General features: G+C 73.9%; 16 protein-coding genes. 8 read left to right on the top strand and 8 right to left on the bottom strand.

What is annotated here, in order from left to right:
• Window position 1: 1 nt before the first annotated feature.
• The gene (locus tag KDN32_RS03480; protein ID WP_211730714.1) at window positions 2–1,885 is read right to left on the bottom strand and encodes a penicillin-binding transpeptidase domain-containing protein; all 1,884 of its coding nucleotides are present in this window, start codon (window positions 1,883–1,885) and stop codon (window positions 2–4) included.
• Between the two features lie 26 nt (window positions 1,886–1,911).
• On the opposite strand from KDN32_RS03480, the gene KDN32_RS03475 reads away from it, so the two are divergent.
• Window positions 1,912–3,300 carry a class II fumarate hydratase gene (locus KDN32_RS03475; RefSeq protein ID WP_211730713.1) on the top strand — a complete coding sequence of 463 codons (1,389 nt, stop codon included), beginning with the start codon at window positions 1,912–1,914 and terminating at the stop codon, window positions 3,298–3,300.
• Complete coding sequence (locus tag KDN32_RS03470; RefSeq protein ID WP_249216343.1) at window positions 3,297–3,875, top strand: DUF4396 domain-containing protein; 579 nt, start codon at window positions 3,297–3,299, stop codon at window positions 3,873–3,875. Before KDN32_RS03475 ends, KDN32_RS03470 begins: the two co-directional genes overlap by 4 nt.
• Before the next feature lie 21 nt (window positions 3,876–3,896).
• Here KDN32_RS03470 and KDN32_RS03465 read toward each other — a convergent pair whose 3' ends face one another.
• The 3 genes from KDN32_RS03465 to KDN32_RS03455 all read right to left on the bottom strand — a co-directional run bounded on the left by KDN32_RS03465 (window position 3,897) and on the right by KDN32_RS03455 (window position 7,138).
• Entirely contained in the window at window positions 3,897–4,589 is a 693-nt protein-coding gene (locus tag KDN32_RS03465; protein WP_211730712.1) for an aggregation-promoting factor C-terminal-like domain-containing protein, read from the bottom strand.
• Window positions 4,590–4,852: 263 nt separating this feature from the next.
• Entirely contained in the window at window positions 4,853–6,196 is a 1,344-nt protein-coding gene (gene phoH2, locus KDN32_RS03460) for an RNA 5'-3' helicase PhoH2 (protein ID WP_211730711.1), read from the bottom strand.
• A gap of 219 nt (window positions 6,197–6,415) precedes the next feature.
• Entirely contained in the window at window positions 6,416–7,138 is a 723-nt protein-coding gene (locus KDN32_RS03455) for an isoprenyl transferase (RefSeq protein ID WP_249216586.1), read from the bottom strand.
• A gap of 152 nt (window positions 7,139–7,290) precedes the next feature.
• Between KDN32_RS03455 and trhA the strand changes: the two genes are divergently transcribed.
• Window positions 7,291–8,037 (top strand): PAQR family membrane homeostasis protein TrhA, encoded by a 747-nt coding sequence (gene trhA / locus KDN32_RS03450; protein ID WP_307853679.1) that lies wholly within the window; start codon window positions 7,291–7,293, stop codon window positions 8,035–8,037.
• 166 nt (window positions 8,038–8,203) lie between these two features.
• Window positions 8,204–8,578 carry a hypothetical protein gene (locus KDN32_RS03445; protein WP_211730709.1) on the top strand — a complete coding sequence of 125 codons (375 nt, stop codon included), beginning with the start codon at window positions 8,204–8,206 and terminating at the stop codon, window positions 8,576–8,578.
• Here KDN32_RS03445 and KDN32_RS03440 read toward each other — a convergent pair.
• Entirely contained in the window at window positions 8,565–9,500 is a 936-nt protein-coding gene (locus KDN32_RS03440; RefSeq protein ID WP_211730708.1) for a DUF1353 domain-containing protein, read from the bottom strand. The genes KDN32_RS03445 and KDN32_RS03440 overlap by 14 nt on opposite strands.
• 62 nt (window positions 9,501–9,562) lie before the next feature.
• Between KDN32_RS03440 and KDN32_RS03435 the strand changes: the two genes are divergently transcribed.
• The 4 genes from KDN32_RS03435 to KDN32_RS03420 all read left to right on the top strand — a co-directional run bounded on the left by KDN32_RS03435 (window position 9,563) and on the right by KDN32_RS03420 (window position 13,160).
• Window positions 9,563–10,690: a glycosyltransferase gene (locus KDN32_RS03435; protein ID WP_211730707.1), complete on the top strand. Its 1,128-nt coding sequence runs from the start codon at window positions 9,563–9,565 to the stop codon at window positions 10,688–10,690.
• A 196-nt stretch (window positions 10,691–10,886) separates the two neighbouring features.
• Window positions 10,887–11,132 (top strand): helix-turn-helix domain-containing protein, encoded by a 246-nt coding sequence (locus tag KDN32_RS03430; protein WP_211730706.1) that lies wholly within the window; start codon window positions 10,887–10,889, stop codon window positions 11,130–11,132.
• Window positions 11,129–12,133 carry an SRPBCC family protein gene (locus tag KDN32_RS03425; protein ID WP_211730705.1) on the top strand — a complete coding sequence of 335 codons (1,005 nt, stop codon included), beginning with the start codon at window positions 11,129–11,131 and terminating at the stop codon, window positions 12,131–12,133. The genes KDN32_RS03430 and KDN32_RS03425 overlap by 4 nt, the downstream gene beginning before the upstream one ends.
• A gap of 34 nt (window positions 12,134–12,167) precedes the next feature.
• Complete coding sequence (locus tag KDN32_RS03420; RefSeq protein WP_211730704.1) at window positions 12,168–13,160, top strand: YihY/virulence factor BrkB family protein; 993 nt, start codon at window positions 12,168–12,170, stop codon at window positions 13,158–13,160.
• A 143-nt stretch (window positions 13,161–13,303) separates the two neighbouring features.
• On the opposite strand, the gene KDN32_RS03415 is transcribed toward KDN32_RS03420, so the two are convergent.
• Genes KDN32_RS03415 through KDN32_RS03405 form a run of 3 tightly spaced genes read right to left on the bottom strand, consistent with a single transcriptional unit; the run spans window position 13,304 to window position 14,654 of the window.
• A complete protein-coding gene (locus KDN32_RS03415; protein WP_211730703.1) occupies window positions 13,304–13,957 on the bottom strand; it encodes an HAD family hydrolase in 654 nt (217 codons plus the stop codon).
• Entirely contained in the window at window positions 13,954–14,424 is a 471-nt protein-coding gene (locus tag KDN32_RS03410; protein WP_307853676.1) for a PTS sugar transporter subunit IIA, read from the bottom strand. Before KDN32_RS03410 ends, KDN32_RS03415 begins: the two co-directional genes overlap by 4 nt.
• Entirely contained in the window at window positions 14,421–14,654 is a 234-nt protein-coding gene (locus KDN32_RS03405) for a PTS sugar transporter subunit IIB (RefSeq protein ID WP_211730702.1), read from the bottom strand. Before KDN32_RS03405 ends, KDN32_RS03410 begins: the two co-directional genes overlap by 4 nt.
• Window positions 14,655–14,667: the final 13 nt, after the last annotated feature.

The raw sequence follows: 14,667 nt of genomic DNA, 5'->3' as shown, positions 1-14,667 counted from the left end.
CTCAGCGCAGGAACGCCTCCAGCAGCGGCCCGGCGGTCTGCGAGCCGGACTCGCCGGTCTCGACGAAGACCGCGACGGCGAGGTCGCCCCGCGTGGCGATCATCCAGGTGTGGGTCGGCAGCGCACCCGACGCGTCCGGCTCGCCGTACTCCGCCGTGCCGGTCTTGGCGCCCACCGTGCCCGCGACGTCGAGCAGGAACCGGCCCGAGCCCTCCGTCACCACCGCCCGCATCAGGCCGCGCAGCTGGTTCGCCTCGCCGGCGGTCAGGGGGCGCTCGGGCGAGATCTGGGTGACCTCGTGGGCGGGGAGCAGGACCGGCAGCACCGCGCGCCCGGCCGACACCGACGCCGCGACGGTGGCCATCGCGAACGGGCTCGCCAGCACGGTGCCCTGGCCGATCATGTCGGCCGCCGCGCCCGTCTCGGTCTCGGCCGGAGGCACCTGCCCGAAGTAGACCGGGAACCCGAGGTCGTGGTCGACGCCGAGGCCGAGCGCCGCCGCCGCGGCGGTCAGGTCGCCGGGCGCGAGGCGGTCGGCGTTGCCGATCATGGCGGTGTTGCAGGAGTTCGCGATCGCTCGCGTGAAGGTGACGTCGCCGAGGGCCGAGGACGGGTAGTCGTCGTAGTTCTTGAAGGACCGGCCGTCGACCACGGTCGTCGCCGGGCACGAGACGGTGTCGCCGGGCGCGAGCCCCGAGCGGAGCAGAGCGAGCCCGGAGACGACCTTGAAGGTCGAGCCCGGCGCGTACTGACCGGTCGACGCGAGGTCGGCGCCCGCCGCGCCGGGGCCGTTGGCGGCGGCCAGCACGGCGCCGTCGGAGGGGCGGATGGCCACCAGCGCGCTCGCCGGGGCCTGCTCCCCCGTCCCGGCCAGGATGGCCTCGGCCTTCTCCTGCAGGTCGGGGTCGAGGGTGGTGGCCAGGTCCACGCCGTCGGTGGCCGGCACCTCGACGAGCGTGCGCAGCGCGTCCTGGTCGTCGCGCGCGACCACCGCCGTCCCGGGCATCCCGCGCAGCTGCTCGTCGTAGCGGGCCTGCAGCCCGGACAGCCCGACCTCGTCACCGGCCACGATCCGGCCGTCGGACCCCTCGACGAGCTCGGCCGTCGCCGGCCCGACCCGCCCCAGCAGAGCCGCGGCGAACTCGCGCGTCGGGGCGAGCGGGAGCGTGTCGCGCACCGCGAGGGCGCCCGGGACCTCGCGGAACTCCGGCAGCACCTCGAGCGCGTCGTCCTCGCGCAGCACCAGCGCCTCGACGAACGCGTCGGGGCCCATCGCCTCCGCGCGCTCGACGTACGCCCCGGGGTCGACCTCCAGCACGCGGGCGATCCGGCGCGCGCTCCGCGCGACCTGCGCCCCCTCGACCTTGGTCTTGTCCAGGCCGTAGCGCAGCACCGGGCGCGCCGTGACCAGCACCGCGCCGTCGGCGCCGGTGATGTCGCCCCGAGCCGGAGCGATCGTGCGCAGCCCGAGGGTGTCGGTGTCGGCGAGGTCCGGAGCCAGCGAGGCGCTCGACCAGTCCACCCGCCACTGCTCACCGGTGCCGTCGAGCGCGACGGTGGTGTCGTACTCCCACGGCGTCGGGCCGCCGAGGTCCCACGCCCAGCCGAGCGTCGCGGTCGCCGCGCGCCCGTCCTCGTCCTCCTGCACCGCGCGCGCCTCGACCGCCACCGGGGTCTCGTCGAGCGGCCCGACCTGACCGGCGAACGCGGTCCGGTCGGCCTCGTCGGTCAGCGGCAGGTCGCCGAGCGTGTGGTCGGACAGCGCCGCGGCGAGCTCGTCGGCGAGCGCGGCGGCGGTGTCCTGGTCCTCGTCGCCGCCGAGCACGGAGCAGGCCGACGAGACCCCCACGAGCGCGACGACGACCCCGAGACGGAGAGATCGCATGGCCCCATCGTGCCGGGGGTACGGTCGTGACCGTGACCGAGACACGCACCGAGCACGACTCGATGGGCGAGGTCGAGGTGCCTCGCGACGCCCTCTGGCGCGCTCAGACCCAGCGCGCGGTGGAGAACTTCCCGATCAGCGGGCTGAGGCTGCAGCGTCGCCACGTCGAGGCGCTCGGGCACGTCAAGGCCGCAGCCGCGACCGCAAACGAGGCGCTCGAGGTGCTCACCGCCGAGCAGGCGCAGGCGATCGTCGCCGCGGCCGACGCCGTCGTCGCCGGCGAGCACGACGACCACTTCCCGCTCGACGTGTTCCAGACCGGTTCCGGCACCAGCTCCAACATGAACGCCAACGAGGTGCTCGCCTCCCTCGCCGCGCGCGCGGGCGTGGAGGTCCACCCCAACGACCACGTCAACGCCTCGCAGAGCAGCAACGACACCTTCCCGACCAGCATCCACGTCGCGGCGACCCTCGCGGTGGTCGACGACCTGGTCCCCGCGCTGGAGCGGCTCGCGACGTCGTTCGAGCGCAAGGCCGACGAGTTCGCGACCACGGTGAAGGCCGGTCGTACGCACCTCATGGACGCGACTCCGGTGACGCTCGGGCAGGAGATGGGTGCCTACGCAGCGTCGCTCCGGCTCGGCGTCGAGCGGCTCGAGGCGGTGCTCCCACGCGTGCGCGAGCTGCCGCTCGGCGGGACGGCCGTCGGCACCGGCATCAACACGCCCGCCTCGTTCGCCGAGCGGGCGATCGCCGCGCTGGCCGAGCGCACGGGCCAGCCGTTCACCGAGGCGCGCAACCACTTCGAGGCGCAGGGCACGCGCGACTCGCTGGTCGAGCTGTCGGGGGTGCTGCGGACGATCGCGGTCGGGCTCACCAAGACCTGCAACGACCTGCGCTGGATGTCGTCGGGCCCCACGACCGGGTTGGCCGAGATCCACCTGCCCGACCTGCAGCCGGGGTCGAGCATCATGCCCGGCAAGGTCAACCCGGTGCTGCCGGAGGCGACGCTGATGGTCTGTGCGCGGGTCGTCGGCAACGACGCCACCATCGCGTGGGCCGGGGCGTCCGGCTCCTTCGAGCTCAACGTGCAGATGCCGGTGATGGCCCACGCGCTGCTGGAGTCGATCCACGTGCTGTCGACGTCGACCGTGCTGCTCGCCGAGCGCTGCGTGGACGGCATCACCGCCGACGCGGAGCGGATGCGGCGCTATGCCGAGTCGTCGCCGTCGGTCGTCACGCCGCTCAACCAGCACATCGGCTACGAGGCGGCCGCCACGGTGGCCAAGAAGGCCCTGGCCGACGGCGCCACGATCCGCGAGACCGTCATCGCGCTCGGCCACGTCGAGCGCGGCGACCTCACCGAGGAGCAGCTCGACGCCGCCCTCGACGTGGACTCGATGACGGGCCGATGAGCATGGAGCACGCGGGGCACCACGAGCACGGCGCCACCAACGCGATGGCCGTCGCCGCCACCCTCCACTGCCTGACCGGCTGTGCGACCGGGGAGGTCGTCGGCCTCGTCCTCGGCAGCGCTCTCGCGCTCGGCAACGTGGCCACGATCGCGCTGTCGTTCGGGCTGGCGTTCGTGTTCGGCTACACGTTCTCGACGCTCCCGCTCCTGCGTGCGGGGCTGGCCGTCGGCGCGGCGTTCTCCGTGGTGCTGGCCGCCGACACCCTCTCCATCCTGACCATGGAGGTCGTCGACAACCTCGTGGTCGCCGTGGTTCCCGGGGCGATGGAGGCGGGGCTGGTCGACGCGCTGTTCTGGCTGTCGATGGCGCTGTCGCTGGTGGTCGCCTTCCTCGCGGCGTGGCCGGTCAACCGGTGGCTGCTGGCCCGCGGCAAGGGCCACGCACTCACCCACGAGTACCACGGCGCCGAGCCGGTCGGCGCCCGTCGCTACGTCCCCGACCTCGCCACACCCACGCTGGTCGCGGCGATCAGCGCCTTCATGCTCGGCGGCCTCGTCGTCGCGCTGGCCGCCTGACGAGTCGCCGTACCGGGCCGGTCAGTACCAGCCGTTGCCCTGCTTGAAGCTCCACGCGCTGCAGGGGGTGCCGTAGGTGTCCTGGATGTACTCCAGGCCCCAGCGGATCTGCACCTCGGCGGAGGTCATGTAGCCGGCCGGCATGTCGTGCAGCTCGGTCAGCGCCTGCGGGATGCCGTAGGCCGACGACGTCGGGTTGTCGGCGTCGATGCGCCAGCCGGACTCGCTCATGTAGAGGGAGTCGAGGCAGGAGAACTGGTCGGAGGAGAAGCCGTAGGCCGGCAGCAGCGCACGCGCGATGTCGCGCGGGTCGCCCTCGGAGAGCTTCTCGGACTTCGTGACCGCGGTGCCCGACGACACCGAGAGGGCGGCGGCCTTCTCCGAGCCCGAGCGCGCGCGGCGCGTCGCGGAGCGCGACACGGTCTGCTCCTGCTGGCGCTGCTCGAGCTCGGCAGCGCTCATCGTGGGCGCGTCGGACGACTCGGACGCCTCGGACGACGACCCGGACGTGGACGACTGGCTGCTCACGTCGGCCGCGGCCGGGCTCAGCGAGGGGTCGTCGGACAGCAGCCCACCGGAGACGGTGAGGCCCGTGGCAGCAGCAGCGAGGCCGGTCAGGGCCACACCGGTGCGCAGGGCCTTGCGGTGCGGGCGAGCAGCCTTGTGCTTGCCGGGGGCGCGGTGCGTGGGGACGTACTTGTCAGGCTTCGGCACAGTTCTCTCGGGGGTAGAGGACAGGGACGTTCGGCGCGGGGGTTCGCCGACCGACGTGCTCGTGGGTGGTGCCCACGGACCAAGATCACGGAACGGTCACGAGCCACCATGCATGAGGCGTCGGAGGCGTGCAAACCGAACGGTCGAACTCGTCCCGCCTCATCTGTCCCAGCCGTCACAGGGGACGCACCCGTCCCGTACGTCCCGACGCGGCGGCCCCACACCGCCACGCCGGGACGCGGGTCACACGAGCGAGCCGGGTGTCAGAGCGTGACGTTCTCCAGCATCTCGGTCACCAGCGCCGCGATCGGCGAGCGCTCGGAGCGGGTGAGGGTGACGTGGGCGAAGAGCGGGTGGCCCTTGAGCTTCTCCACCACCGCGACGATGCCGTCGTGCCGCCCGACCCGCAGGTTGTCGCGCTGGGCGACGTCGTGGGTCAGGACCACCTTGGAGTTGGCGCCGATGCGCGAGAGCACGGTGAGCAGCACGTTGCGCTCCAGCGACTGGGCCTCGTCGACGATGACGAAGGCGTCGTGGAGCGAGCGGCCGCGGATGTGGGTCAGCGGCAGCACCTCGAGCATCCCGCGGTCCATGATCTCGTCGATCACGTCGGTCGAGGTCAGCGCGCCGAGGGTGTCGAACACCGCCTGGCCCCACGGCGACATCTTCTCGTTCTCCGAGCCGGGGAGGTAGCCGAGCTCCTGGCCGCCGACGGCGAAGAGGGGCCGGAAGACCACGACCTTCTTGTGCTGACGACGCTCCATCACCGCCTCCAGGCCGGCGCAGAGCGCCATCGCCGACTTGCCGGTGCCGGCGCGGCCGCCGAGCGACACGATGCCGACCTCGGGGTCGAGCAGCATCTCCAGCGCCACCCGCTGCTCGGCCGAGCGTCCGTGGATGCCGAAGGCGTCGCGGTCGCCGCGGACGAGGTGGACCCGCTTGTCGGCGCCCACCCGCCCGAGCGCGGTGCCGCGCTCGGAGATCAGCACCAGGCCGTTGTGGCAGGGCAGGTCCCGCGCCTCGGCGAGGTCGATGACGCCGTCCTCGTAGAGCTCGTCGAGGTCGGCGGCCGGCACCTCCAGCTCGGCCATCCCGGTGTAGCCGGTGTCGGAGTCGCTGATCGCCTCGGCGCGGTACTCCTGGGCGTCGAGGCCGACCGCCGAGGCCTTGATCCGCAGCGGCAGGTCCTTGGAGACCAGCGTGACCCGGTGCCCCTCGTCGGCGAGGTTGCGCGCGACCGCGAGGATCCGGGTGTCGTTGTCGCCGAGGCGGAAGCCCGACGGCAGCGTCGAGGGATCGGTGTGGTTGAGCTCGACGCGCAGGCTGCCCCCGTCGGTGCCGACCGGCACCGGCTCGTCGAGCCGGCCGTGCAGGATCCGCAGCTCGTCGAGCGCGCGGAGCGCCGAGCGGGCGAAGAAGCCCAGCTCCGGGTGGTGGCGCTTGCCCTCCAGCTCGGTGATCACCACGACCGGCAGCACGACCTCGTGCTCGGCGAAGCGCTTGATGGCGCCCGGGTCGGCGAGCAGGACGCTCGTGTCCAGGACGTAGGTGAGCCGGTCACCGGCGGGAGCTGCGGCAGTGCTGGGCGATGCTGAGTTGCTGGCCACGACTGTCCCCTCAGCGGACCGGCGCGCGCACTCCCCGCCCCGGTCCGATGTCATTCAACGGACCGGAGAGCCTCCACCTGAGTGCCCACGGACTGCCTCCCGGTTCGGCAGGCTTCCCCACCTGCCGATGTCGGGAACGTACGCCCGCCGGGAGCCCGATCCGGGGCGACACGCCCGAACGCGAGGTGACGGCGCGGTGACGTCTCGTGGACGACTGCGTCAGCCGCCGAAGCGGCGCTCGCGCGCGGCGTACGCCCGGATCGCGCGCAGGAAGTCGACGCGGCGGAAGTCGGGCCACAGCGCCTCGCAGAAGTAGAACTCCGAGTTCGCCGACTGCCACAGCAGGAAGCCGCCGAGGCGCTGCTCGCCGGAGGTGCGGATCACCAGGTCGGGGTCGGGCTGGCCCTTGGTGTAGAGGTGCTCGGCGATGTGCTCGACGTCGATCACCTCGGCGAGCTCCTCCAGCGAGGTGCCGCGGGTGGCGTGGTCGGCGAGCAGCGCGCGGACCGCGTCGGCGATCTCGCGGCGTCCGCCGTAGCCGACGGCCACGTTGACCAGGATCCCGTCGATGTCGCGGGTCGCCTCCTCGGCCGCCTTGAGCCGCGCGGCGGTCTCGGTGGGCAGCAGGTCGAGCGCGCCGACCGGGTGGATCCGCCAGCGGCCGGCCTCGGCGAGCGACTCGACGGCGCCCTCGATGATCGCGAGCAGGCCGGTGAGCTGCTCGGGGGGCCGGTTGGTGAGGTTGTCGCTGGAGAGCAGCCACAGCGTGACGACCCCGACCCCGACCTCCTCGCACCAGCCGAGGAGCGGCCGGATGTTGTCGGCGCCGGCCTGGTAGCCCTCGGCCGTGTTGAGCCCGACGGCCTTTGCCCAGCGGCGGTTGCCGTCGAGCATCACGCCCACGTGCTGGGGGATCTGGTCGCTGGACAGGCTGCGCACCATGCGGGACTCGTAGGCCGGGTAGAGCACCCGTCGCACCGCGTCCTTTGCCTTGCCCACCGACCGATCGTAACGCCGTGTGAGCGAGCACTCCGCGCGACCGGCTGCGCGCGTCACCGCCGAGCCGGTATTTTCTCCTCCATGGAGACCGACTCGTGACCCCCCGCGACCGCGTCGAGCGTGCCTCCGAGCTGGTGGCCGACAGGGTCGAGCGCGCCGGCGAGGTGATGGCCGACAAGATGGCCGAGGTGAAGCCCAAGCTGCGCGGCTGGCTGCACGCCGGCACCGCGCCGCTCGCCCTCGCCGCCGGCATCGTGCTGGTCGCGCTGTCCCCCACCGCCTCGACCCGGGTGGGCTCGGCGGCGTTCGCGCTGTCCGCGCTGCTGGTCTTCACGGTCTCCGCGATCTACCACCGCGGCACCTGGTCGCCGCGCACGTGGGCGTTCCTGCGGCGCTTCGACCACGCCAACATCTTCGTGCTGATCGCCGGCACCTACACGCCCTACGCCCTGCTGTTCCTGCACGGCACCGCGCGCACCACGCTGCTCAGCGTGGTGTGGGGCGCCGCGATCGCCGGCGTCGTGTTCCGCGTGTTCTGGACCGACGCCCCACGCTGGCTCTACACCCCGATGTACATCGCGCTCGGCTGGGCGGCGGTGTTCTTCATCCCGCAGTTCGTCGACGGCGCCGACAAGTTCAGCTCCGGCATCGCCATCGCCACCCTCGTGCTGGTCGCCGCGGGCGGGATCCTCTACACGCTCGGTGGCGTGGTCTACGGCCTCAAGCGCCCCAACCCGTCGCCGCGGTGGTTCGGCTTCCACGAGGTCTTCCACTCCTTCACCGTGCTGGCCTTCGCCGCGCACTACGTCGGCGTCTCGCTGGCGACCTACAGCCTGCGCTGACCCGGTCCCGCCGGGCATCTGAGGACGTGGTGCAGGCTTCGACGCCCTCCGGAGCTGCAGGACGTCCTCAGATGCCCCCGGCGTGAGGCTGCTCACGACCGGAAACCATCGCGCGGCGCGGGTCGTCGTACAGGGGAAGCCCCCCGTCCCCGACCCCCGACGCGAGATGCCTGAAGCTCCCGAGAACGACCGCCCGCCCCTCCTCGACCTCAGCCTCCCCCAGCTCGTCGCCGGCGCCACCGCCGCCGCGACGTCGGCCGTCCTGATCGGCCGGATGGGCCTGCTCGGCACCGTCATCGGCGCGGCCGTCGCGAGCATCGTCTCCGCGGTGGTCACCTCCGGCCTGGTCGGCGGCTGGCACCGCGTCCGCAGCGTCCCGAGCCGCTTCCCGCGCAACGTCAACGGCATGCTCGTCACGGCCGCTGCGCTCGGCCTGGTGGCGTTCGCGCTCCACACCGGCGTCTCGCTGGTGACCCGCGACCTGCCGGCGGGCACCTTCGCCGCGCGCTGGCTGGCGGAGGTCGGGCTCAGCCGAGGCTGACGACGGCGAACGTCGCGAACGCCGCCGCGACCACCAGCCCGGCGAGGACCAGCGCCGCGAGCGGAGCGCGGCGCGCCAGCCGCTCGACGGCGACGTAGGTTGCGGCGATCACGGCCAGCCCGACGGTGACGTGGAGCAGCACCGCGAGCATCACCCCGGCGATCGCCCCGGCCATCCGCAGCCGCCCCCACAGCAGGCTCAGCGCGAGCGGCACCACGATCGCCCCGCTGAGGCCGCCGGCGACCTCGACCCACCACGCGCGCTCGCCCATCCACGGCAGGTCGACGGCGCCGACCCAGGACCGATCGACCAGGTCGCTCGTGGCGCTGTAGCCGAGGTAGAGGATCGCGACGATGGTCGTCGCCGCCGCGAACCGGTAGGACCACTGCCGGGACCGCGACCACGGCACCTCGCGGCCGACGAAGACGGTCGCGACCGTCACCGCCGTCCACACGATCCACCGGCGCACCACGCCCGTGCCGGTGTCGGCCATCGCGTCGCGGAAGACCCGGTCGGCGCTCACCCGGTCGACGACGCGCCCCTCGGTGGAGACGTAGGACGACGGACCGTCGGGCCCCGCGACGAGCGCGTCGTGGAGCAGCGCCGCCGGGAGGTGGGCACCGGTCTTGGGCACCAGCCAGGTGAACAGCGCGGGCACCGAGGTGAGGTCGGTGCGGAAGTCCGGGTCGTCGGGGACCACCAGCTCGCCCAGCAGCCGGTCACGGTAGGCGAGGCGGCGCTCCAGCGCGAAGGTCTCCACGCCCTCCTCGGCGTGCCGCTCGAGCACGATCCTCGGGTCCGCACCGGGGTCGGGCGGCTCGCCGGGACGCCCGTCGACCGGCAGCGTGCCGCCGTCGTAGAACCGGCGGGCCTCCTGCGCCACCGGGTCGACCATCGACGCCACACGATCCCGAGCCTGCATGGGGCCAGTGTGGCGCCGACCGCCGACACCGGGAAGGCCCCGCGGCCTAGGGTGGTGCGTCCATGCGCCTCCTCGTCAGCTTCGTCGGCGGCCTCGGGCACCTCACGCCCCTCCTGCCCGTCGCGCGCGCCGCGCGCGCAGCCGGGCACGACGTGGCGTTCGCGGGGTCCGGCGGCCTGGTCGAGCGGATCGAGGAGCACGGCTTCGCGGCGTACGCCACCAGCGAGCCGCGCCACCACGCGGGCGTCGACCAGGAGCGGACGGCCCTGGAGGTGATGGACGCGCACGCCACCGAGGTCGAGTTCGCCGCCAACTTCGGCGACCGGGGCGCCCGCCGGATGGCGGGCGCGATGCCCGGCGTGCTGCGCGACTTCCGTCCCGACCTCGTGCTGCGCGACGAGACCGACCTCGGCACCACGATCGCCGCCGAGGTCGTCGGCGTCCCGGTCGCGACGCACCTCGTGCTGGCGTCGGGGATGCTGCTGCGGCCCGAGCTGGTCGCGCCCGTCCTCGACGTCGTGCGCGCCGAGCACGGCCTCGCGCCCGACCCGCACCTGACGCGGCTGTCGTCCGGGCTGGTCCTGTCGGCCGCGCCGCCCTCGTTCCGCAGCCCGTCCGCCCCGCTGGCGCTGGACCCGCTGCACTACCGCGCCGACAGGCCGCCCGCGCGGGTCCCGCACGGTCGCCCGGGCGTCTACGTCACGCTCGGCACGATCTTCAACGCCGGCTCGGGCGACCTGTTCGAGCGCCTCCTCGACGGGCTCGCCGACCTCGACGTCGACGTGGTCGCGACCGTCGGCCGCGGCGTCGACCCCGCCGCGCTCGGGCCGCGCGCACCGCACGTCCGGGTGGAGCGGTTCGTGCCGCAGGCCGAGGTCCTGCCCACCGTCGACCTGGTGGTCTCCCACGGCGGGTCGGGGAGCCTGCTCGCCGCGCTCGCCCACGGTCTGCCCTCGCTGCTCGTGCCTCTCGGTGCCGACCAGCCGCACAACGCGGCGCGGGCCCTCGAGCTGGGGCTCGCCGAGCGCCTGGATGCAGCGACCGTCACCCCGGAGGAGGTCGCGGACCGGGCCCGGACCCTGCTGGGCGACGGGTCCGTCCGCGACCGCTGCCGCGCGGTCGCCTCCGAGGTCGCGGCCCTGCCGGACGCCTCCGCTGCCGTGGCCGCGCTCGAGGCCGCCGCCCGGTAGTCCGGGGCCGGGTCGCCGAGGCCGGGGTAGTCCAGTGGCGAACGGCTGCGTATGCGGCCTCAGGACAGCAGTTCGCCACTGGACTACCGGGGTTCGGGAGCCGTTCGTCACTGGACTACCGCGAGACCTAGCCGTAGTGAGCGGCTCTAGCAACGTAGGTTGACAACCAGAAGCCGAGCAACCTAGGTTGACAGCCATGGAGTCGAACGACGTCGCCCGGGTCGCCGCCGACACCCGCGACCCGCGGGCCGGCCTGCGAGCCGTGTCGTCGTTGCGGACGCTCACCGAGCGGCTCGAGCTCGCGCAGGTCGAGGCCGGCCTGCGGGACGGCATGTCCTGGCAGGAGGTCGCCGACGCCCTCGGCGTCACGCGCCAGGCCGTCCACAAGAAGTACGCCCGGAAGATCGATCCGACGATCGCGGTCCCGAGGAGGAGCAGATGAGCAGGTTCACCCGCACGGCAGCGACGTCCCACGCCCTGTCGACAGCAGCGATGGAGGAGGCCTCGCGCCTCGGCCAGCGCGAGGCCGACATCGACCACCTCCTCCTCGCCCTCACCGTCTCCGAGCAGCCCGCCGGCCGGGTGCTGCGCGACCTCGGGGTCACCCTCGACGCGGCGAGGGACGCGGTCGGCGCCCAGCACGCGGAGCAGCTGGAGAGCCTGGGCCTGACCGTCGCGATGCCCGGCCCCGGGCGCATCGTCTTCCACGAGACGGGCAGCTACACCTGGACGGACCGCTGCGTCGACGTCCTCAAGCAGGCAGCGAGCGGCGACCAGCAGGGCGACGCGACGGCGGTGCTGCGCGCCCTCGTGGCCGAGCCCAGCGGCCTCGTCGTCGCCCTCCTCCGACGGCTCGACGTCGAGCCGGACACGCTGCTCGCCCGGTTGGACGCCCCACCCGCGGCGGCCGCTCCCGAGTCACCGGCGACCACCGAGCCGCGCCCCGGCGCGATGACCCGGCAGTCGCAGGTCTTCGTTCCCGCGTCGATCGACGAGGTGTGGCTGTTGGTGTCGGACCCGGCGCGCCTGCCCGAGTGGGACGCGAGCCTGGCTCGGGTGGACGCCGTGGACGCATCGGATCCCGCACCGGGTGACGCGTGGGAGGGACGTACGCCGACGGTGCAGCCCGACGGGACGCCCGTCGAGGTGCAGCCCGAGCTTCGTCGGCAGGTCGTCGAGCTGCACGAGCTGGACCCACGGGTCCACGTCGCCTGGCGGATCACCTACCCCGACTCCCCGCGGTCCAACGCCCGCACCATCCGGGTCGCGCTGGCCCCGTCGACGGGAGGCACGGACCTGTCCCTCTCCCTGACCTGGGAGCGGGTCGCGCCCGACGGTCTGCGCGCACGCGCACTGCGCCTCGCAGCCCGTCCGATCCTCCACACGGCCCTGTGGTTCCAGCTGTCCCAGCTCGGCAGCGGCATCAGCCGGGCCTTCCGGTAGCGACCGACCGAGCGCCGCGCCCTAGGGTGCGCCCATGACCACCGCGCGCACCGTGCCCGTCACCACGGAGATGGACGGCGACGAGCTCGACGCGCTGGACGCCTGGCACCTCGCCCGCCACCACGGGCTGCGCCGGATCGTCGTCGAGTCGTTCGTGCGGTTCCGCTACGGCGACGGGTTCACCAACTCGCGCGCGCTCGCGCTGCAGGCCTGCCTCGCGGTGGTGCCGTTCCTGCTGGCGCTGACCGGGCTCGCCTCCGACCTCGACGAGGAGCGGCCGGCGACGGTGGTCGCCCAGGTCGTCGACTCGCTCTCCCCCGGGGCGGGGAAGGCGGACGCCCTGGCCTCGGCGGTGGCGGAGTCCGACGAGACGTCCGAGGAGGCCGGCGAGGTGGCGCTCGTGCTCGGCCTGGGCTTCGCGCTCGTGTCGATGACCACGGCCATGGCGCAGGTCGAGCGGGGCGCCAACCGGATCTACGGCATCCGCCGCGACCGCCCCGCGCTCCACAAGTACGGCCGGGCCGCGGTGCTGACCGCCCTGCTCGCCGTGCCGGTCGGGGTGGGCTTCGTGATGATCGTCGGCGGCGGCGCGCTCGGCGACGCGATGGCGGAGAGCTACGGCTGGTCCGACCGCGCCGTGCTGTGGTGGGACGTGGTCCGCTGGCCGGTCGGCGTCGCCCTGCTCGTGCTGACGATCGCGGTGCTCCTCGACCACTCGCCGCGCCGGCGCCAGCCGGCGCTGTCGTGGCTCGCGCTCGGCGCGGCGATCTCGGTCGCGCTCATCGGCCTCGCGACCGTCGGCCTGGCGCTCTACGTCCGGCTCAGCGGGTCGTTCGGCGACGTCTACGGGCCGCTGGCCGGCGTGGTCGCCCTCCTGCTGTGGGCGCTGCTGTCCTCGATCTCGTTCTTCTACGGCACCGCCGTCTGCGCCCAGCTCGAGGCGCTCCGCGCCGGCGAGGAGACGCCCGCCCTCGGCGACCCGGGCCGCCCCCACGCCCGTACGGTCGGCGAGGGCGCGGTCGACTGACTCCGGCTCAGCCCGCGGTCCACCCGTGTCCCCACCCCAGGTATCTGGGGACGAAATGGTGGGCGAAAGCGCCGATCCGCTTACCAGAACGTCCCCAGATACCGGCGTAGGCGGGCCCCCAGGGGCAGGAGCCGAGAGCGGCGTCAGCGCGGCAGCAGCCCCAGCAGGGGGCGCAGGTCGTCGTGGACGGCGGTGGCGCCGGCGCCGACCAGCACCGCCTCGGGGTGGGTGGTCGCGATGCCGTGCACGCGACGTACGCCTGCACCGGTCGCGGCGTGCACGCCGGCCGGCGAGTCCTCAGCCGCGACCGCGGCGGCCGGGTCGATCCCGAGGCGCTCGCAGGCGAGCGCGAACCCGGCCGGGTGCGGCTTGCCGTCGGCCACGTCCTCGGCGGTCACCACGAGGTCGACGCCGTCGGCGGGGAGGTCGAGCGACTCGACGAGCGAGCGGCGCACCCACGCCGGACGCGCCGAGGTGACGATCGCGACCGGCACCCCGCCGGCGCGCGCCGCGACGACCAGGTCGCGAGCGCCGGGCACCGGCCGGGCGGCCTCGTCGGGCACGTGGGCGAGCACGCCCGCCAGCACCTCCGCCGGGTCGAGGCCGGCCCACGGGCCGGGCTCGGTCGCGAAGACGTCCTCGGCGCGCCGGCCGGTGAAGACCGACAGGTCGGGCACGTCCCAGCCGCGGTGCGCGAAGTACGACTCGTAGCCGGCGCGGTGCAGCGGCTCGGAGTCGACGAGCGTCCCGTCGAGGTCGAGCAGGAACCCGGAGACCGGCTGCGGGGCGGCCGTCACGGGAGCGCGAACAGCGGGTCGCCCGCGGCCACGGCGCTGCCGAGCGCGTCGGTGGTCACCGACCCCTTCACGCCGTCCATCAGCACGACCGGCACGACCGGCGAGACGTCCTGGTCGCCGGCGCTCGGCGGGAGGGCCGAGGGGTCCCACGTGATCATCGGGTCGCCGGCCGCCACCTCCGCGCCCTGGCTGGCGAGGACCTCGAAGCCCTCGCCCTCGAGGCGGACCGTGTTGATGCCGAGGTGGACCAGCACGCCCACGCCGTCGCCGAGCACGACGAAGGCGTGCGGCAGCACCTTGAGCACCTTCCCGGCGATCGGGGACACGACGGTGGTCCGACCGCCCGAGGGCTCGATGGCGACGCCCGGGCCCACCATCTCCTCGGCGAAGACGGGATCCGGCACGTCGGCCATCGCGACGACCCGACCCGGGCAGGGAGCGAGGACGGTCCTGTCGGGGGAGGTCACATCAGGTCCTCGATGTCGTCGGCCAGGTTGTCGGCCTCGGGGCCGACGACCACCTGGACGACGGTGCCGCTGGCCATCACGCCGTGCGCGCCGGCGGCCTTGAGGGCGGCCTGGTCGACGAGCGAGCCGTCCTTGACCTCGGTGCGGAGCCGGGTGATGCAGGCCTCGATCTCGACGACGTTGTCGGCGCCGCCGAGGCCGGCCAGGATCTGCTCTGCCTTCGTGCTCATCAGGGGTTCCTCT

It is taken from the genome of Nocardioides palaemonis, from assembly GCF_018275325.1.
Lineage (GTDB): Bacteria > Actinomycetota > Actinomycetes > Propionibacteriales > Nocardioidaceae > Nocardioides > Nocardioides palaemonis.
Note: the sequence above shows the minus strand (reverse complement) of the source record. Positions and strands in the feature narration are given on the sequence as shown.

Excerpts from the sequence above, each read along its gene's own strand:
- KDN32_RS03405 (WP_211730702.1), bottom strand. The coding sequence starts at position 14,654 with ATGAGCACGAAGGCAGAGCAGATCCTGGCCGGCCTCGGCGGCGCCGAC.
- KDN32_RS03445 (WP_211730709.1), top strand. The coding sequence starts at position 8,204 with ATGCCTGAAGCTCCCGAGAACGACCGCCCGCCCCTCCTCGACCTCAGC.
- KDN32_RS03480 (WP_211730714.1), bottom strand. The coding sequence starts at position 1,885 with ATGCGATCTCTCCGTCTCGGGGTCGTCGTCGCGCTCGTGGGGGTCTCG.
- KDN32_RS03470 (WP_249216343.1), top strand. The coding sequence starts at position 3,297 with ATGAGCATGGAGCACGCGGGGCACCACGAGCACGGCGCCACCAACGCG.
- KDN32_RS03430 (WP_211730706.1), top strand. The coding sequence starts at position 10,887 with ATGGAGTCGAACGACGTCGCCCGGGTCGCCGCCGACACCCGCGACCCG.
- KDN32_RS03420 (WP_211730704.1), top strand. The coding sequence starts at position 12,168 with ATGACCACCGCGCGCACCGTGCCCGTCACCACGGAGATGGACGGCGAC.
- KDN32_RS03440 (WP_211730708.1), bottom strand. The coding sequence starts at position 9,500 with ATGCAGGCTCGGGATCGTGTGGCGTCGATGGTCGACCCGGTGGCGCAG.
- KDN32_RS03435 (WP_211730707.1), top strand. The coding sequence starts at position 9,563 with ATGCGCCTCCTCGTCAGCTTCGTCGGCGGCCTCGGGCACCTCACGCCC.
- KDN32_RS03425 (WP_211730705.1), top strand. The coding sequence starts at position 11,129 with ATGAGCAGGTTCACCCGCACGGCAGCGACGTCCCACGCCCTGTCGACA.
- KDN32_RS03455 (WP_249216586.1), bottom strand. The coding sequence starts at position 7,138 with ATGGTGCGCAGCCTGTCCAGCGACCAGATCCCCCAGCACGTGGGCGTG.